Annotated in this window: 14 protein-coding genes; 9 read left to right on the top strand and 5 right to left on the bottom strand. The window is 71.6% G+C overall.

Annotation, left to right across the window (positions count from 1 at the left end; all coding sequences use genetic code 11):
* Nucleotides 1–85: 85 nt before the first annotated feature.
* From ACWEOH_RS06970 to ACWEOH_RS06960, 3 genes are read left to right on the top strand one after another with little or no spacing between them, the layout of a single operon-like run.
* Nucleotides 86–1,804, top strand: coding sequence for a circularly permuted type 2 ATP-grasp protein (locus tag ACWEOH_RS06970; protein WP_452029462.1), 1,719 nt, complete (start codon nucleotides 86–88; stop codon nucleotides 1,802–1,804).
* Nucleotides 1,798–2,727 carry an alpha-E domain-containing protein gene (locus ACWEOH_RS06965; RefSeq protein ID WP_452029460.1) on the top strand — a complete coding sequence of 310 codons (930 nt, stop codon included), beginning with the start codon at nucleotides 1,798–1,800 and terminating at the stop codon, nucleotides 2,725–2,727. Before ACWEOH_RS06970 ends, ACWEOH_RS06965 begins: the two co-directional genes overlap by 7 nt.
* Complete coding sequence (locus ACWEOH_RS06960) at nucleotides 2,724–3,569, top strand: transglutaminase family protein (protein WP_452029458.1); 846 nt, start codon at nucleotides 2,724–2,726, stop codon at nucleotides 3,567–3,569. The genes ACWEOH_RS06965 and ACWEOH_RS06960 overlap by 4 nt, the downstream gene beginning before the upstream one ends.
* Before the next feature lie 78 nt (nucleotides 3,570–3,647).
* On the opposite strand, the gene ACWEOH_RS06955 is transcribed toward ACWEOH_RS06960, so the two are convergent.
* Nucleotides 3,648–7,472 carry an NPCBM/NEW2 domain-containing protein gene (locus ACWEOH_RS06955; RefSeq protein WP_452029456.1) on the bottom strand — a complete coding sequence of 1,275 codons (3,825 nt, stop codon included), beginning with the start codon at nucleotides 7,470–7,472 and terminating at the stop codon, nucleotides 3,648–3,650.
* Nucleotides 7,473–7,675: 203 nt separating this feature from the next.
* Here ACWEOH_RS06955 and ACWEOH_RS06950 point away from each other — a divergent pair, with 203 nt between their 5' ends.
* Entirely contained in the window at nucleotides 7,676–8,524 is an 849-nt protein-coding gene (locus tag ACWEOH_RS06950) for an alpha/beta fold hydrolase (protein WP_452029455.1), read from the top strand.
* Nucleotides 8,525–8,536: 12 nt separating this feature from the next.
* On the opposite strand, the gene ACWEOH_RS06945 is transcribed toward ACWEOH_RS06950, so the two are convergent.
* Complete coding sequence (locus tag ACWEOH_RS06945) at nucleotides 8,537–9,178, bottom strand: histidine phosphatase family protein (protein WP_452029453.1); 642 nt, start codon at nucleotides 9,176–9,178, stop codon at nucleotides 8,537–8,539.
* 100 nt (nucleotides 9,179–9,278) lie between these two features.
* On the opposite strand from ACWEOH_RS06945, the gene ACWEOH_RS06940 reads away from it, so the two are divergent.
* Nucleotides 9,279–10,328 (top strand): lipoate--protein ligase family protein, encoded by a 1,050-nt coding sequence (locus ACWEOH_RS06940; protein ID WP_452029451.1) that lies wholly within the window; start codon nucleotides 9,279–9,281, stop codon nucleotides 10,326–10,328.
* A 202-nt stretch (nucleotides 10,329–10,530) separates the two neighbouring features.
* Nucleotides 10,531–10,854, top strand: a complete 324-nt coding sequence (locus ACWEOH_RS06935) for a hypothetical protein (protein WP_452029449.1) — start codon at nucleotides 10,531–10,533, stop codon at nucleotides 10,852–10,854.
* A 16-nt stretch (nucleotides 10,855–10,870) separates the two neighbouring features.
* Here the strand turns inward: ACWEOH_RS06935 and ACWEOH_RS06930 are convergent, their stop codons facing one another.
* Together ACWEOH_RS06930 and ACWEOH_RS06925 are read right to left on the bottom strand one after the other, a co-directional pair.
* The gene (locus ACWEOH_RS06930) at nucleotides 10,871–11,350 is read right to left on the bottom strand and encodes a flavodoxin family protein (RefSeq protein WP_452029447.1); all 480 of its coding nucleotides are present in this window, start codon (nucleotides 11,348–11,350) and stop codon (nucleotides 10,871–10,873) included.
* A gap of 74 nt (nucleotides 11,351–11,424) precedes the next feature.
* Nucleotides 11,425–12,027, bottom strand: coding sequence for a TetR/AcrR family transcriptional regulator (locus tag ACWEOH_RS06925; RefSeq protein WP_452029445.1), 603 nt, complete (start codon nucleotides 12,025–12,027; stop codon nucleotides 11,425–11,427).
* Between the two features lie 106 nt (nucleotides 12,028–12,133).
* On the opposite strand from ACWEOH_RS06925, the gene ACWEOH_RS06920 reads away from it, so the two are divergent.
* The 3 genes from ACWEOH_RS06920 (at nucleotide 12,134) to ACWEOH_RS06910 (ending at nucleotide 16,335) form a co-directional block, all read left to right on the top strand.
* Nucleotides 12,134–13,630: an APC family permease gene (locus ACWEOH_RS06920; protein ID WP_452029443.1), complete on the top strand. Its 1,497-nt coding sequence runs from the start codon at nucleotides 12,134–12,136 to the stop codon at nucleotides 13,628–13,630.
* Entirely contained in the window at nucleotides 13,627–15,351 is a 1,725-nt protein-coding gene (locus ACWEOH_RS06915; protein WP_452029441.1) for an amidohydrolase, read from the top strand. The genes ACWEOH_RS06920 and ACWEOH_RS06915 overlap by 4 nt, the downstream gene beginning before the upstream one ends.
* A 90-nt stretch (nucleotides 15,352–15,441) precedes the next feature.
* Nucleotides 15,442–16,335 (top strand): DNA-methyltransferase, encoded by an 894-nt coding sequence (locus ACWEOH_RS06910; RefSeq protein ID WP_452029439.1) that lies wholly within the window; start codon nucleotides 15,442–15,444, stop codon nucleotides 16,333–16,335.
* A gap of 30 nt (nucleotides 16,336–16,365) precedes the next feature.
* On the opposite strand, the gene ACWEOH_RS06905 is transcribed toward ACWEOH_RS06910, so the two are convergent.
* Complete coding sequence (locus tag ACWEOH_RS06905; RefSeq protein WP_452029437.1) at nucleotides 16,366–17,430, bottom strand: DUF418 domain-containing protein; 1,065 nt, start codon at nucleotides 17,428–17,430, stop codon at nucleotides 16,366–16,368.
* Nucleotides 17,431–17,494 lie beyond the last annotated feature (64 nt).

Genomic DNA, 17,494 nt, shown 5'->3' with positions numbered 1-17,494 from the left:
CTAATCAAAGTCTGAGAGCGAGCGGATGCCGCGCCTGTCGCGTGTCGGAAACATCCCGGTAATCGTCTGGTGGAAGCCTTCCGTCATGGGAACGCTCTTCGACGGCTACACCGCGACCCGCGCGGAACGGGCCCGGAAGCGCGCGACGCAGCCATGGGACGAGATGTTCCCCGCCGAGGCGGCCGCCGTGCGCGAGCCCTACCGCGAGCTCTACCCGGCGCTCGCCGCCATGACGCAGGAGGAGCTCCGCGGGCGCACCGAGGCGCTCGCGACCTCCTACCTCGCGCAGGGCGTCACGTTCGACTTCGCGGGCGAGGAGCGGCCCTTCCCGCTCGACGCCGTGCCACGCGTCATCGCGGCATCCGACTGGAACATGGTCGAGGCCGGCGTCGCCCAGCGGGTGCGCGCGCTCGAGCGGTTCCTCGCCGACGTGTACGGACCGCAGCTCGCCGTGCGCGACGGCGTGATCCCGGCCGCGCTCATCAGCTCGTCGACGCACTACCACCGGCAGGCGACGGGCATCGAGAGCGCCAACGGCGTGCGCATCCAGGTCTCGGGCATCGACGTCATCCGCGACGAGCAGGGCGCGTGGCGGGTGCTCGAGGACAACGTGCGCGTGCCGAGCGGCGTGAGCTACGTCATCTCGAACCGAAGGGTCATGGCGCAGACGCTGCCCGAGCTGTTCACGTCGATGCGCGTGCGACCGGTCGGCGACTACCCGAACCGGCTGCTGCAGGCGCTGCGCGCGAGCGCGCCCGAGGGCGTCGACGACCCGACCGTGGTCGTGCTCACGCCGGGCGTCTACAACTCGGCCTACTACGAGCACACGCTGCTCGCGCGGCTCATGGGCGTCGAGCTCGTCGAGGGCCGCGACCTGTTCTGCTCGGGCGGCCGCGTCTGGATGCGGACGACGGCCGGCCCGACCCGCGTCGACGTGATCTACCGCCGGGTCGACGACGAGTTCCTCGACCCGCAGCAGTTCCGGCCCGACTCCGTGCTCGGCGCGCCCGGGCTCATGCTCGCGGCGCGCCTGGGCCACGTGACCATCGCGAACGCCGTCGGCAACGGCGTCGCCGACGACAAGCTCGTCTACACCTACGTGCCCGACCTCATCCGCTACTTCCTCGGCGAAGACCCCATCCTCCCGAACGTCGACACCTGGCGGCTCGAGGAGCCCGAGGCGCTCGTCGAGGTGCTCGACCGCCTCGACGAGCTCGTCGTGAAGCCCGTCGACGGCTCGGGCGGCAAGGGGCTCGTCGTCGGTCCGGATGCCTCTCGCGACGAGCTCTCCGACCTGCGCGCCCGGCTCCTCGCCGATCCCCGCGGCTGGATCGCGCAGCCCGTCGTGCAGCTCTCGACGATCCCGACCCTCGTGGAGGACGGCATGCGCCCGCGGCACGCCGACCTGCGCCCGTTCGCGGTGAACGACGGCGAGGACGTGTGGGTGCTGCCCGGCGGCCTCACCCGGGTCGCGCTGCCCGAGGGCCAGCTCGTGGTCAACTCGAGCCAGGGCGGCGGCTCGAAAGACACCTGGGTGCTCGACGACACCACGATCACCGGTCCGATCGCGGGGCTCGTGCCGGCGCGGCATGCGCCCGGCTCGGTCGTCGCCGACCAGGCGACGGCGCCCGCCGCCCGGCCGCCGACCGGGTCGACGCCCGTGGTCGAGGCCGAGCGGGCCGCCCCGCATCGCAGTCATCGCCCCGAGGCATCCCCGCAGGACGAGGACGCCCCGGTGCGCCAGCAGCAGCAGCAACAACAGCAGCAGTCTCCCGGTGGTCGAGCGGAGGTGCCCCGATGCTGAGCCGCATCGCCGAATCCCTCTTCTGGATCGGCCGCTACATCGAACGCAGCGACGGCACCGCGCGCATCCTCGACGTGCACCTGCAGCTGCTCCTCGAGGACCCGTGGATCGACGAGGACACCGCCTGCCGCTCCCTGCTCTCGGTCATGGGCTCCGAGGCCGAGCCGGGAACCAGCCTCACTCGCGACGACGTCATCACGCTCCTCGCCGTCGACCGCACGCATCCCGCCTCGATCGCGCACTCGATCGCGGCCGCCCGCGAAAACGCGCGGCGCGCCCGCGAGATCGTCTCGACCGAGCTCTGGGAGGCCCTCAACCAGACGAACGCACGGATGCCGCGGCGCGTCGCCCACGACAAGACGCACGAGTTCTTCCGCTGGGTCCGCGACCGTTCGGCGCTCGCGATCGGCGTCGTCGACTCCGCGACGAGCCGTGACGAGGCGTGGCAGTTCTTCTCCCTCGGACGTTCGATCGAGCGCGCCGACATGACCGCGCGCCTCCTCGCCACCCGCTCGCTGACCGAGGCGAGCGGCCCGAGCTGGACCACGATCCTGCGCAGCTGCGGCGGGTACGAGGCGTACCTGCGCAGTTATCGCGGCGTCCCGTCGACGCAGTCGGCGGCGGAGTTCCTGCTGCTCGACCGGCTGTTCCCGCGCTCGATCATCTCGAGCGTCATCCGCGCCGAGGACTCGCTGCGCGAGATCGACCCGCGCGCCGGCCGCGTCGGCGTCACTGACCAGGCCCGGCGCCTGCTCGGCCAGATCCGCTCCGAGTTCGAGTACCGCCCGATCGCCGAGATCCTCACCGACCTGTCGGGCAACATGGAGCACGTGCAGGAGGTCGTCTCGGGCGCGAGCGAGGCGATCCGGCAGCGGTACTTCCCCGCGAGCGTCGCACCGGTCTGGATCGGGGAGGTCTCGTGAGCCGCATCCGCATCGTGCACCGCACGGGATTCACCTACGAGGAGCCCGCGACCGCGTCGTACAACGAGGCCCGCATGCTGCCGCACTCGGGCGGCGAGCAGTTCGTGCTGCAGGCCGGCCTCGACATCCGCCCGGGCGCGACGCAGCACTCGTACCTCGACTACTGGGGCACGCGCGTGTCGACGTTCGAGGTGCTCACGCCGCACCGCGAGCTCTCGGTCACGGCCACGAGCCTCGTCGAGGTGCGACCGTCGCCGGTGCCGCGTTCCGAGCTGTCGTGGGACGAGCTCGAGGTCGCTGCGGGCTCCACCGTCGGGCTCGTCGAAGCGTCGTCGTTCTCGGATGCCACGACCCCGCCGCCCGAGGTCGTCGAGCTCGCCCGCGACATCAAGGCCGAGGGCGCGCCCGTGGGCGAGACCGCGCTCGAGATCAGCCGCGCCGTCGGCGGCGCGATGGAGTACATGCGCGGCGTCACGGGCGTGCACTCCACCGGAGCCGAGGCGTGGGCCGAGCGCAAGGGCGTGTGCCAGGACATCGCGCACGTCGCGCTCGGCGCGCTGCGCTCGGTCGGCATCCCGGCCCGCTACGTCTCGGGCTACCTGCACCCCGACCCCGAGGCCGACCTCGGGCAGACCGTGGTCGGCGAGTCGCACGCCTGGGTCGAGTGGTTCGCAGGGGAGTGGCGCGGCTACGACCCCACCAACCTCAAGGAGGTCGGCGAGCTGCACGTGCTCGTCGGCCGCGGCCGCGACTACAGCGACGTCACGCCGCTGCGGGGCGTGTACGCCGGCCCCGGGGCATCCGAGCTGTTCGTCTCGGTCGAGGTCACCCGCGTCGCCTGACCCGCGGCAGCTCGCGAGCACGCGGGAAGGCCCGCCCCGCCGACGGCGGGACGGGCCCCTGCGATCACCGGCGTCGGGTCACTCGCACGTGAAACGGGCGTCGCCCCAGATGCCGTGCGCGCCGTTGATGCTGCCGGGCGCCTCGACCACGAGGTCGACGTACTGCACGCCCGTCAGGTCGACGTCCACCGATTCGGGCGCGAAGCCCGGGGTGAAGGTGCGCGACTGGTACCGGTTCGCCCCGTCGGCGTCGACCTTGAAGATCACATTCCCGCCGAAGCCGGACTCGAGTCCGACCTGCGCGGTGAACGCCTGGCACTCGCCGCCGACGTAGTACGTGATCTTCGACTGCGCATGCACGCCGAGGCCTTTCGCGTACACCGGCGACTGGCCCGTGCCCGGGTCGATGTAGTTGACCTTCAGCGGCAGGTCAGGCGAGTTCGCCGCGTCCTTGTTCGCGACGTCCTTGCCGATGACGCCCCAGCCGTTCGACGCGCTGATCCACGGCAGGTCGGACGCCCAGGCGGACGCCGTCGGCGCTGGCGGCAGCGGCTGCGACACGACCTGCCAGTCGAAGAACTTCGCCCGGCCCTCGGTGGGCAGCGTCACCGACGCGAGCTCCTTCGACGGGATGAGCCGCACGAGGTTCGAGAACGCCTGGTAGTCGTACTGCGAGTACTCGTACACGTTCGGGTTCGAGGCGCTGTTACGGCCCTTCGAGCTGACCGCGACCTTCGCCCCGCCGAGGTTCGACGCGAACACCCAGTTCGGGAAGAACACGGGCTGCTTCGTCACGGTCCCATCGGTGTAGGTGAGCGTGAGCTCGGGGCTCACCCCGCCGCCCGCCGCCGCGGAGCCGAGGATCGCGAGGTGCGTGCCCTGGCCGCGCATCGCGATCGTCTGGCCGCCGAGCGCCACGGAGTTCGGCGCTCCGACCGGCTCGGGCCAGCGGTAGGAGACGGCGGGGTCGCCCGATCCGACGGTCACGGTGCCGCCCGGCACCACGCCCGCCTGCTCGAGCGCGGCCTTCGAGAAGGATGCCCCGCCGCCGTCGAAGTTCCCCGCGGCGGCGGTGGCGACATCCGTGATCGACACCGCGTTGAACGCGCCCTGCAGCGATCCGTAGGCGACGTAGAGCTGGTTCGCGCCCGACACCTCGCGCTGCTGCTTCGAGCCCGACGTGTAGCCCGCGACCACGGTGACCGTCTGCGCATCGGCGGCCGCGGCATCCGTCACCTCGAAGACGAACTCGGCCGTGACGGACTCGCCCTTCTTCACCGTGGCGGCGCGGTCGCCCGCCGCCGAGACGAGCGTCCAGCCCTCGGGCGCGACCGGCGTCAGCACGACGTCGTCCTTCGCCTTCGCCCCCGTGTTCGTGAACGTCGCGGCGACCGTGGTCTGCTCCCCCTGGAACACACGGTCGGCGAGTGCGACGTCGACGGAGGCCGCGGCGGCATCCGCATCCTGACCGCCCACCGCGCTCGTGTCGGTGAGCACCAGGCGTGCGGATGCCTCGGACCCGATCGAGCCCGTCGCGACGACGACCACGCCGCCGGTCGCGTCGGGGAGCCACGCCCATCCGGCGTCGCCGTCGAGCGAGCTCGCGTCGTCGACACGCTGGAGGGTCGTCGAGCCGAGCTTCACGGTGTTCGGCTCGGAGCCGGTGTGCACCTCCACGCGGTAGGCGCGGGCCTCGGCCTTGCCGTCGTAGTCGCCGTCGCGCTCGCCGATGCCGATCATCACGGTGCCGGCCTTCCCGGCCTTCGGCGCCTCGACCGTGAAGGCCTGCCGGCTCGACTCGCCGTCGGCATAGCCGCGGGTGACCTCGTCGTCCTCGTAGAGCGTGAACTCCGAGTCGCCCTGCGGGTACACCGAGAGCGTGACGGGGGAGTCCTCGGGCACGAGTGACGCATTGCGCGCGACGATGCCCTGGGGCACCACGGCGCCCGCGCGCACGAACACCGGGAGGCGGTCGAGCGGTGCGGGATGTCCGTTCAGCACGGTGCCGCCCTCGTGCACCTGTCCGGTCCAGAAGTCGACCCACTGGTCTCCCGCGGGCAGGTAGATGGCGTTGCGCACGTCGGTGTCGCTGAAGACCGGCGCCACGAGGAAGTCCTCACCCAGCAGGAACTCGTTGTTCGCCTCGACGCTGTAGGCGCCGGGATCGGTCGGGTACTCGAGCGCCACGGACCGCATCATCGGCAGGCCCGTGCGGTGCGACTCCTCGGCGAGCGTGTAGATGTACGGCATGAGCCGCTGGCGCAGCTGCAGGTAGGAGCGGTTGATCTCGGTCGCCTCGTCGCCGTACAGCCACGGCCGCTTGTCGGTGCGCGCCCAGCCGCTCATCGAGTACAGCGCCGGCGCGAACGCCTTCCACTGCAGGTCGCGCACGTAGCTCTCGGCGGAGCCGCCGAAGATGCCGTCGACGTCGCCGGTCGTGAACGGGAGCCCCGAGTTGCCGGCGCCCGTCAGCGCGGAGACCTGCCAGCGCACGGCGTCGAGGTTGCCCGTGTGGTCGCCCGTCCACTGCATGCCGCAGCGCTGGGAACCCGCCCAGCCCTCGACCATGAGCGACGTGCCGCGCGCGTCGGAGTACTGCTCGATGCCGTCGTGGGCGGCCTCGCAGCCGGTGAGGGCCTGGCGGTAGCCGGAGCCGACCCAGGCGACGTCAAGCTTGCGCAGGCGGACGCCCGCCTCGCCGACCTCGTACTCCTGGTTCGTGAGCGAGCGCTGCGTCCAGAGGCCGACCTTCAGGCCGGTCTGCTCCTCGATCGAGTCCACGGTGGCCGGGAGCTCCTGGTACTCGCAGCCGTAGCCGTCGTTCACGAGCATCCAGCCGGCGGGCATGTCGTGCTCGACGAACTGCTTCGCGATGTTCAGCGCCTGTGGCGTGCGCTGCTTCGTGTTCTCGGGGTCGCCGAAGCCCGAGGAGCTGTAGGTCGGGCTCGAGCGGTTGTAGCAGTCGGCATCGCCGTACTCGAGGGCGTAGACCGGCGGCATCATCGGCCGACCGGTGAGCTGGGTGTAGGACTCGAGCGCCTGTCCGTAGTCGCCGAGGAAGTAGTACGCGTCGAACCGCCGCTCCTCGTGCGTCGTCGTGCCCGTGGCGAAGTCGTAGCTGCCCCTGGCGAAGGTGTTGCGGAGCACGCCGTACCCGTTCGACGACATGTAGTACGGCACGGCGTTCGGGTAGCCGTCGTCATCCCAGTCGAAGTTGCGGGCGATGTTGATCGTGGCACCGGTGTGCACCGAGCGGCCGTTCTGCATGCCGCCCCCGAGGAACTGCTCGCCGTCGCCGAGCGCGAGGTGCTGGGTGGCCGATGCCGCACCGAACGTGATCGGGGCCGACTCGGCGAAGACGACGGAGCCGTCGGATCGCACGGCTCGGAACGCGCCGGTGGCCCGGTCGACCTCGACGGCGACCGCCCCGGTGGCGATCCGGATCGCGTCGCCCTCGGTGACGGTCACGTCGGCGTCGTCGAACGTGTCGCGCCCGACGACGATGTCCGCGGTGCGCGCGGGGTCGCCCTGCGGGGTGTTCGCGGGGTCGGTGAACGCGCCGCTCGGATCGGCCTCGATCCGGAACGTCCCGTCCTCGAGGAATGTCACGCGCGCCGCGCCGTGCTCGGCCGACAGCGTCACCTGACCGCCGTCCTGCGTCACCGCGGTGATGGCGCCGAGCGTGGCGCCCGCGGCATCCACGGGGACCTCGGGGTTCACCTGCTCGACCGGGATCGGGGTCGGCGCGGCGGTGGTCACCGCCGGCGCGGCAGTGGTCGTGCTCGTCGCGTCGGCCGCGAACGCCGGTGCGACGCCGACGCCGGTGGCCGCCAGGAGGGCGGCGAGACCGATCCCGCAGGTCCTCGCGACGAGGCCCCGACGGGGTGTCCGGTGATGGATCATCTTCTCTCACTTTCCACGTTGAACTGATCGAATGTGATTTGAAACCCAGCAAAACAGTCACATAGAATCAGTCTGGTTTCACCGCAGTCAAGGAATTCCGCGGATCTCGATGAGCGAATCCGTGCGAGCCCCGCGGTGTCTGCGGCGCGCCCGCGCACGCGCCCGCAGCGTCTCAGGCGTGCCGCGCCTGACATGATGTCGGCATGCCGACGTTCACCGACGACCACGGGGTCCGGATCCACTACGAGTCGTGGCGCGTGCCCGACCCGAACGCCGTCATCCAGCTCGCGCACGGCATCGGCGAGCACAGCGGACGCTACGGCGAGCTGATCGCGGCACTCAACGACGTCGGATACTCGGTGTGGGCCGACGACCATCGCGGCCATGGCCAGACGGGCTTCGAGCAGCACGGCGGCGACCTGACGCGTATGGGCCGGCCCGGCCCGGGTGGCATGAGCGCGGCGGTCGCCGGCGTCGAGCGGTTCGGCGAGGTGATCCGCGACGCCGAGGGCGGCGACGTGCCGCTCGTGCTGCTCGGGCACTCGTGGGGCTCGTTCATGGCGCAGCACGTCGTGAACCGCCGACCCGACCGCTACGACGGGCTCGTGCTCACGGGCACCGCCTACCTCCAGCTGGGCTATGCCAACCTCGGCGACCTCAACCGGAAGTTCGCGCGGCCGGGCGGCACGCCCATGGAGTGGCTCAGCCGCGACCCCGAGGTCCCGAAGGCGTTCATGGCCGACCCGTACACGACCGAGCGAACGATGCAGCAGCTGTTCGGCTGGCCGGGTTCGCTGTCCCTCATCCGTCGGCCGTCGAAGGACATCCCAAGCGAGCTGCCGGTGCTCATCATGGTCGGCTCGGAGGACGCGGTCGCCGGCGAGCGCAGCGCGAAGGCCCTCCTGAAGGACTACATCGGGCGGGTCGGCCTCGTCGACGCCCAGCTCATCGTCTACGAGGGCGCGCGGCACGAGCTCTTCAACGAGATCAACCGCGAGGAGGTCCGCGAGGACCTCATCCGCTGGCTCGACGAGCGCTTCGCGGTCGACTGAGCCCGACGCTCGTCAGTGCGCCTGGGCGGGCGGCACGTCGAACCCGAGCAGGCGGATTCGCGGGTGGTGCATCGCTCGCGACTCCGTCGCCCACGGGTAGACGATCGTCGTGAGGTGGCAGTTGCCCAGGACGGGGAACAGGTCGCGGTAGCCGTCGGGGTCCATGCCCGCCAGCTCGCTGAACAGCAGCCGGATGAGCGTCGCGTGCCCGACGATCAGCACCCGTCCGTCGGGGAACTCGCGGTGGAGGTCGTCGAAGACGGGGAGCGCTCGGGCGATACCCGCACGTCCGCTCTCGCCGCCGGGCAGCGGATTCGTCGCGGGCGCCATGCGGAACGCCGCCCACTCCTCGGGGTACTGCTCGGCGATCTCGTCGGGCGTGAGTCCCTCGGCGACGCCGAAGTCGATCTCGACGAGCCGCTCGTCTGCGCGGAGCTCGAGACCGGTCGTCTCCACCGATGGCGCGGCGGACCGCTGCGCCCGGCTGAGCGGCGAGGCGACGATCGCGTCGAGCTGCGCGTCGACCGCCCAGGCGCCGAGCGCGGCGGCCTGCCCGAGCCCGTGGCGGGTCAGCGCGACATCCGAGTTGCCCGCGTAGCGGTGCTCGGCGTGCCACACGGTCTCGCCATGCCGGGCGAGGAAGAACGTGGTCATGGCGGCACGCTAGCAGTGCCGGCCCCGCGCGGGCGGGGCCCGCTCTCGCCATGGGCGAAACCCGCTCGACGAGCCCCGCGGCATCCGTAGGCTGTAGCCCATGCACGGTGAGTACAAGGTGCCCGGTGGCAAGCTCGTGGTCGTCGACTTCGACGTCGTCGACGGCGTCATCCGCAATCCCCGCGTGGCGGGCGACTTCTTCCTCGAGCCCGACGAGGCGCTCGCCGACATCGACGCGGCGCTCGAGGGACTGCCCGCGGCATCCGATGCCAAGCAGCTCTCGGCCGCGATCACCGCGGGTCTTCGGCCCGGCGCAGTGATGCTCGGCTTCTCGGCCGATGCGGTCGCCGTGGCGGTGCGCCGGGCGATGACGGATGCTACGAGCTGGGCGAACTACGAGTGGGAGATCGTGCACGAGCCCGCCGTGCCGCCGCGGCTGCATCTCGCGCTCGACGAGGTGCTCGCGACGCGCGTCGGCGAGGGCCGCCGCAAGCCGACGCTGCGCTTCTGGGAGTGGGACGAGTCGGCCGTGGTGATCGGCAGCTTCCAGTCGGTGAAGAACGAAGTCGACCCCGAGGGTGCCGAGCGCTACGGCTTCGACGTGGTGCGCCGCATCTCGGGCGGCGGCGCCATGATGATGGAGCGCGGCAACGTCGTGACCTATTCGCTGTACGTGCCCTCGGAGCTCGTGCAGGGCATGAGCTTCGCCGACTCCTACGCGTACCTCGACGACTGGGTGCTGCAGGGCCTGCGCGCGATCGGCATCGAGGCGACCTACCAGCCGCTCAACGACATCGCGAGCCCGCTCGGCAAGATCGGCGGCGCAGCGCAGAAGCGGCTCGGCTCGGGCGGCGTGCTGCATCACGTGACCATGGCGTACGACCTCGACAACGAGAAGATGCTCGAGGTGCTGCGCATCGGCCGCGAGAAGATCAGCGACAAGGGCATCGCGTCGGCGGCCAAGCGCGTCGACCCGCTGCGCTCGCAGACGGGCCTCAGCCGCGGCGCGATCATCGAGAGCCTGAAGCAGACGTTCACCGATCTCTACGGCGCGACGCGCGGGCAGATCGCCGACGACGAGCGCGCCGAGGCCGAGGCCCTCGTGGAGTCGAAGTTCTCGACGCGCGAGTGGCTCTACCGCGTGCCCTGACGCGTGGTCGGGGATGCCCCGACTCGCCTGCTCCCGGCCGATGCCTCGTCGAACGCTGCGGAGACACGATCGGACACTCCGCCGGCGAAGCCCGGAATGCGGCGTGTCGGATCGTATCTCCGCAGGCTTCGACCGCACGTGACGGACGCCGCGGAGGGACCCCCGTCGAGGAAGGCTCAGCGACAGCCGCTAGACTCGCCGGGTGGATTGGTGGATCTGGGTCGGCATCGCCGTGCTCGTCGTGGCCTTCGGCGTGTTCGCCGTGCGGCGCGGTTGGATCGACCTCTCCGACAAGACGCGCCGCGGCGGTGGCGGTGGCGGCGGCATCATGATGATCGGCGACGAGGTGTTCGCGCCGCGCAAGCACGAGGCGGCGGTCGAGCTCGACCGCCAGAGCCGGCTTCCCGCGCCCGCGCCGCTGCCCGGCGACGGCGACAAGGGCATCGCGTTCGCGGCGAGTGACGCCGACGACGACGATCCCGACCGGTTCCGCGGTCGCATCCGCCTCGACATCGACCACCGCTGAGCCGCTTCGCGGCCTCTCAACCACCGAAGGCGGCCGCGAGCTCGCGGCCCCACTGCTCGGCTCGCGCGGTCTCGCCGTCGGCGAGCGGACCCGAGTAGCCGTGCACTCCGAACGTCTCGGGCTTCGCGATCGGCTGCATCCCACGGCGCACGAGGTGCTTGATCGCCTTCTTCGCCGCGGAACCCGGAAGCCGCGGCGACACCGTGCGGGTGTCGAACGTCGCGACGCGCGGCGGCCGCGTCGGCGTGGCGAGGCCGTCGAGCCATTCGCGGATGCCGCGGATCGGGACCTCCTCTGCGCCCTGCTCCTTCGCCGACTTGCGGGTCGCGGGCGTCGACATCGAGAACGCGTGGGTCGGACCGCCGACCACGACCAGGTCGACGTCGTCGGGGATGCGGTCGGGCGCGGCATCCGTGCCCAGCACCTCGACGTCGCCGCCGATGCCCGCCGCGATCGCGCGACCGATGGCCTCGGTGTTGCCGAAGATGGATTCCACCACGATGAGCGTGCGCACAGCGACCACCCCCGCTCCGCAACCTACGCCGAGCGCGGCCCGATGGGAAGGACCGATCAGCTGCTCGTCGGGCAGCCGAGGTCGCGGGCGACCGCGCGCATGGCCGCGGCGGCCCCGTCGACCGTCATGAGCGCGTTGCCGCCCACGATGTGCAGCCCGTACGCGTCCTCGAGGGCGACGAACGTCATCGCGAGCTCGTCGTCCACGAGGCGCGGTGAGAAGACGCCCGCCTGGCGGCCGGCCGCGAGGATGCCGCGGTACGTCGCGAGCTGGCGCACGTACATGGTCTGCACGAGCTCGTCGTGCAGCTCGGAGTTGCCGGCGAGCACGTCGAACTCGTAGAGCAGGCTCATGAGCGCGTCGTCGGGTCCGGTGGGGAGCCCGGCGTCGATGGCGGCGCCGAGCCGGTCGCGGGGATCGTCGAGCTCGGCCACGAGCCGGTCGCGCTCGTCGCAGAAGCGCTCGACGCCGGCGGCATGCGCCTCGACGAGCAGGGCGTCGAGATCCTCGTAGTAGTAGAGCACCGCGCCGCGGCTGAGCCCGGCCTGCTCCGCGACATCCGTGAGCGAGAGCGACCGAAGCCCGTGCATGCGCCCCGCGGCATACGTCGCCTCGATGAGCGCGGCACGACGCGCCTCCTGCCGCTTCGGTCGTGCCATGTGTTGACACTACCCGAGCCGCCGTGTCAGACTCCTCGGCATTCTTCGACACTGATGTCGAAGAATTCATCCGGGACTTCGGACCCCCGACCGAGGAAGACCTCCCATGGCCACGAATCGACCAGCACCGAATCGACCAGCACCGACGCTCGACACGGCGTCGACCACCACGCACGGCGCGCACCTCTCGCGATCGCTCGGCGTCGGCGGCAACGTCCTCATCACGCTCTCGGGCATCTCGCCCGCCTCGAGCGTGTTCATCCTCGGCGGCGCCGCGCTCGCCGGCTACGGCACCGGCGTGTTCTGGGGCTTCCTGCTCGCCGGCGTCATCAGCATCCTCATCGCGTTCTGCTACGCGGAGCTCGCGTCGCGGCATCCGATCGCCGGCGGCGACTACTCGCTCGTCAGCCGGGTGCTCGGACCGGCGGCCGGCGCGGCCGTGTTCTTCATCGGCCTCGTGAGCCTGCCGCTCATCGTCGCGATCTTCGCGCTCGGGGTCGCCGACTACCTCGGCGTCGCCATCGCGGGACTCGACCCGCTGGCGACGGCCCTCATCGTCATCGCCCTGGCCGTGGTGACCGCATGCTTCAACATCCGCACGAACACCTGGGTCACGGGTGCGTTCCTCTTCGTCGAGATGGCGGCGCTCGCCCTGCTCGCACTGCTCGGGTTCGTGCACGTCGAGCGGCCGATCACCGACCTGCTCGATCCGCAGGCGCACGACGCCGCGACGGGCGGGCTCGCGCCGCTCGGCATCGCCGGACTCGTGCTCGCGGTGACGCAGGGGATCTTCTCGTACAACGGCTACGGCGGCGCGGTGTACTTCGCCGAGGAGACGAAGGACGCCCGCCGCGCGATCGCGAAGGCGGTGCTCTGGAGCGCGGGCATCACGGTGCTCGCCGAGCTCGTGCCGCTGACCGCGATCCTCATGGGTGCGGACTCGCTCGAGGACCTCTTCGGCGCGGCCCTGCCCGTCGAGTCGTTCCTCTCGGCGAGCGCGGGCGAGGCCGTCTCGGTCGTCGTGCTCATCGCGATCGCCCTCGCGATCGTCAACGCGATCATCGCGATCGCCCTGCAGTCGGGCCGCCTGCTCTTCGCCGCGGCACGAGACCGGGCGATGCCCGACGCGATCGCAAGGCCGCTCGCCGTGGTGTCGGCGCGCACGAAGATGCCCGTCGCAGCCACGATCGTCATGGGCGTGCTCGCGCTCGCCGCGTGCTTCATCCCCTTCGACGTGCTGCTGAACGCCACCGGCTCGACGCTCGCCTTCAGCTACGGGTTCATCGCGCTCGCGGCGTTCGCCGTGCGGCGCACGAAGGCGATGGATACCGCGGCATCCGTCGACGGGGACGCGACCGCCGCGGCATCCGCACGCACCGACGGCTACCGGATGCCGCTCTGGCCCCTGCCGCCGGCGATCGCCCTGCTCGCGATCGGCGCGATCTTCGTGATCGGCATCCTCGACCCCGGCCAGTGGCTGAGCCTCGGCATCGCGTTCGGCATCGTCGCCGCCGGGTTCGCCTACTACGCGCTGTACCTGCGGCGCAGCCCCGCGGCGCTTCACCTGCTGCACGGCGACGACGACGAGGAGTTCTCGGGATGATGCTCGACACGCTGATCACCGGCGCCCGCGTGCGCACGTTCGATCCCGCGGCGCCCTGGGCCGAGGCCGTCGGCATCGTCGACGACCGCATCGCCTGGGTCGGGCCGGCGGCGGATGCCCCGAACGCGCGCCGCCGCATCGAGGCCGACGGCCGGCTGGTGACTCCCGGCATCATCGACAGCCACAACCACCTGCTGCTCGGCTTCGACGAGGACGCCGTCTCGCTCGAGGGCGCCCACGACCTCGCCGAGGTGCGCCGTCGCATCGCGGGGTTCGCCGCCCGACGGCCCGACCTCGACTGGATCTGCGCCGAGAACGCCGTCTACTCGATCGTCGAGGGCCGCCGGCCGAATGCCGCCGACCTCGACGGGCTCGACGCGGCCGGGCGACCGACCTTCGTCACGACGTACGACCAGCACTCGGTCTGGCTCAACCGTGCCGCGCTCCGCGCGCTCGGCGTCGCCGACGGCGGCGACCTGGCCTGGGGACGGGCCGAGCGCGACCCCGTCACCGGCGAGCCGACCGGCTGGGTGACCGACTTCTACACGAGCGCCATGACCGTCGCCGGGCTCGCGGCGCTCCAGCGCGACATCCCGATGTACTCGCCCGAGCGCCGCTACCGCAAGCTGCGCTCGAGCATGCGCATGGCGACCGCACTCGGCATCACGACCGTCGTCGAGCCGCAGGTGCCGCTGGCCGAGCTGCCGCTCTTCGAGCGCGCGCTCGCCGAGGGTGCCCTCACGTCGCGGGTGATCACCGCGCTGTTCCATCCGGTGGGGGCGGATGCCGCGTTCCGCCGCCGGCTGCGCGACGCGGTCGACCGGGCGGCCGCCGCTCCGGATGCCGCGGGGCTGCTGCGCCTCGGCCCGCTGAAGCTCTACGCCGACGACGTGATCGAGCCGCACACCGCACTCTTGCTCGAGGACTACGCGAACCGTCCCGGCGTGCGCGGACGACCGAGCTACCCCGACCGCGAGCTCATCGGCGTCATCGGCGAGCTCGACCGGATGGGCTTCCAGACCCACACCCACGCGACGGGGGACGGCGGCATCCGACTCGCGCTCGACGCCATCGAGCACGCCGCTCGCGTGAACGGCACGCGCGACCGCCGGCACGGCATCGTGCACGTCGAGTGCCTGCACCCCGACGACCTGCCGCGGTTTCGGGCGCTCGGGGTGACCGCCGCGATGCAGCCGCGGCACTGCTCGCCCGACCTCGTGGCCGGCACGTGGATGGACAACGTCGGGGAGGAGCGCTGGAGCCGAGCGTGGCGGTTCGACAGCCTGCTCCGCTCGGGCGCGACCGTCGCGTTCTCGAGCGACTGGCAGGTCGGCGAGATGGATCCGCTCGTCGGGCTCTACTCGGCGGCCACTCGCGCCGGGCTCGACGGGAGTGACGCGTGGACCACCGACGAGCGCGTCGGCCTCGATCGCGCGCTCGAGGCGTACACCGTTCACGGCGCGCGGGCGTGGCACCTCGAGGCGTCGCGCGGGAGGCTCGTACCGGGCATGGACGCCGACATCGTCGTGTGGTCGGACGACCTGTACCGGCACGAGCACGACCCTGCGGGACTGCTCGGTGAGCACGCCGAGGTCACCGTCGTGGGCGGTCGGGTCGTGCACTCGGCGGGTGCGGTCGCGGAGGTCGTCGGGGCGCCCGTGGGCGAGGATCCGGTGGTGGTCGGGGGCGGTGCCGCCGACGCGCACGTGCACGTGCACTGAGCGCGCCGGTTCAGGGGTCTCGATACGCGTCCGACTCCGTCGGGCGCTACTCGACCACCGAAGGCGGGGTCGGCTGGCAGACTGGTGGCCGTGGCATCCGACGACCCCGACCGCATCATCCACGCGGACAACCTCGCGGTGCTGCCGTCGCTGCCCGACGGGTACTTCACGCTCGTCTACCTCGACCCGCCGTTCAACACCGGCCGGTCGCAGGCGCGGCAGTCCACCCGCCACGTGCGCGTGACCGGGTCGGATGCCGCGCCGCCCCCGGCATCGGGGACCATCACCGGCTTCGCCGGCAAGCGGTACGAGCGCATCCGCGGCGACCTTCTGCGCTACGACGATCGGTTCGACGACTACTGGGCGTTCCTCGAGCCCCGGCTCGCCGAGGCGTGGCGGCTGCTCGCCGACGACGGCACGCTCTACCTGCACCTCGACTACCGCGAGGCGCACTACGCGAAGGTGCTGCTCGACGCGCTGTTCGGGCGGGAGTGCTTCCTCAACGAGATCGTCTGGGCGTACGACTACGGCGCGAAGGCGAAGCGACGCTGGCCGACGAAGCACGACACGATCCTCGTGTACGTGAAGGACCCCGACCGCTACTGGTTCGACTCGACCGCGGTCGACCGCGAGCCGTACATGGCGCCGGGGCTCGTGACGCCCGAGAAGGCCGAGCTCGGCAAGCTGCCCACCGACGTGTGGTGGCACACGATCGTGTCGCCGACCGGCCGCGAGAAGACGGGCTACCCGACGCAGAAGCCCGAGGGGATCCTGCGCCGCATCGTGCAGGCGTCGACACGCGAGGGCGACTGGGTGCTCGACTTCTTCGCCGGATCGGGCACGACGGGCGCGGTCGCCGCGACGCTCGGCCGCCGCTTCGTGCTCGTCGACGAGAATCCCGAGGCGATCGACGTCATGCGCGCGCGCTTCGCGGGCATCGCGGGCGTGCGCTTCGAGGTGGGCGTGCCCGCCTCCGCGGGCTGAGCGGATGCCGCGCGCCCGCGCCGACCGCTGCTACGGCGGCGGCGGCCTTCGTGGCACGTCGGCGCCACCGGCCACGTCGGTGCGCGGTCGCGGCGTGGCCTTCGAGGCCATCGCCCGAGCCGGGAGGCGCAGGATCCACTCCAGGGGACCGATGTCGAACACCTTCAGCCACGCCCAGCTGAACCCGACGCACAGCGCGATCACGCCGAGCAGCACCGCCCAGTGGTCGTCGCTCGCACCGGCCAGGATCCAGCGCGTGATGAGCGCGAGCGCGAGCACCTGCACCGTGTATGCCGTCAGCGCCATGCGTCCCGTGTCGACCACGGCGCCGAGCCAGGCGCGCACCCGTCGCTCGCCCAGTGCGGCGACGAGCCACGCGCACGCCCACGTCGCGGACAGGCTCAGCAGCGACGCGCCGATGATCTCGAACGTGGTGCCCGAGTACGCGGCAGCACCCCACGGACCCAGTCGGCCGATCGCGTAGGACACGGCCGCGCCGGCCAGGAGTCCGGCGGTCGTCAGGGCGCCACGCCAGCCGGCGACGGCCGGCCCTCGGAGGAGCAGCGGCACGGCGGCCATGCCGATCGCGCAGATCGCGATGAACGACGACACCCGGTAGTGCGAACCCGCGGCGGCCAGGTCGAGGAACTGCACGAGCCAGGGATTCGCCGGCCCTCGGCCGAGCCACTGCCGGGTCGCGTCCATCACGATCGGGCTCACGAGCGCCATCGCCAGCCCCAACCCCGCCCAGACGGCCGGCCGGTTGCCGACCAAGGCCACGATGGGCGCCAACACGATGATGAGCAGGCCGAGCGTCTGCAGCACGATGTCGATCTGCCAGTACAGCAGCTGCAGCCATTCGCCGAGCAGGATCAGCAGCACGCCGCGGGCCACGTTGCCGAACACGAAGACGACCCACCCCGTGGACTTCTGCCAGGCGAGCAGCAGCGAGATCCCGATCAGCATGGCGAACCATGGCGCGGTCACGTACTCGCTGGCGTTCAGGATGCCGCCCCACGGACTCGTGTGCGCGACGATCATCGAGATCACCGCGAACCCGCGTGCGAGGTCGAGCCACGTGAGCCTGGCGGTCATGCCGCCACCGTATCGCGCTGCCCGGTCGCCGCGCGCGGCGGTTCGGGTGCTTCCCGTCGGGGCG

The sequence above is a fragment of the Agromyces sp. NPDC004153 genome (assembly GCF_053603635.1).
This window is presented reverse-complemented; position numbering and strand designations above follow the sequence as displayed.

What these genes read in the sequence shown, in the direction of transcription:
- ACWEOH_RS06905 (WP_452029437.1), bottom strand. Translation starts at nt 17,430, where the DNA reads ATGACCGCCAGGCTCACGTGGCTCGACCTCGCACGCGGGTTCGCGGTG.
- ACWEOH_RS06970 (WP_452029462.1), top strand. Translation starts at nt 86, where the DNA reads ATGGGAACGCTCTTCGACGGCTACACCGCGACCCGCGCGGAACGGGCC.
- ACWEOH_RS06925 (WP_452029445.1), bottom strand. Translation starts at nt 12,027, where the DNA reads ATGGCACGACCGAAGCGGCAGGAGGCGCGTCGTGCCGCGCTCATCGAG.
- ACWEOH_RS06950 (WP_452029455.1), top strand. Translation starts at nt 7,676, where the DNA reads ATGCCGACGTTCACCGACGACCACGGGGTCCGGATCCACTACGAGTCG.
- ACWEOH_RS06965 (WP_452029460.1), top strand. Translation starts at nt 1,798, where the DNA reads ATGCTGAGCCGCATCGCCGAATCCCTCTTCTGGATCGGCCGCTACATC.
- ACWEOH_RS06940 (WP_452029451.1), top strand. Translation starts at nt 9,279, where the DNA reads ATGCACGGTGAGTACAAGGTGCCCGGTGGCAAGCTCGTGGTCGTCGAC.
- ACWEOH_RS06955 (WP_452029456.1), bottom strand. Translation starts at nt 7,472, where the DNA reads ATGATCCATCACCGGACACCCCGTCGGGGCCTCGTCGCGAGGACCTGC.
- ACWEOH_RS06915 (WP_452029441.1), top strand. Translation starts at nt 13,627, where the DNA reads ATGATGCTCGACACGCTGATCACCGGCGCCCGCGTGCGCACGTTCGAT.
- ACWEOH_RS06920 (WP_452029443.1), top strand. Translation starts at nt 12,134, where the DNA reads ATGGCCACGAATCGACCAGCACCGAATCGACCAGCACCGACGCTCGAC.
- ACWEOH_RS06945 (WP_452029453.1), bottom strand. Translation starts at nt 9,178, where the DNA reads ATGACCACGTTCTTCCTCGCCCGGCATGGCGAGACCGTGTGGCACGCC.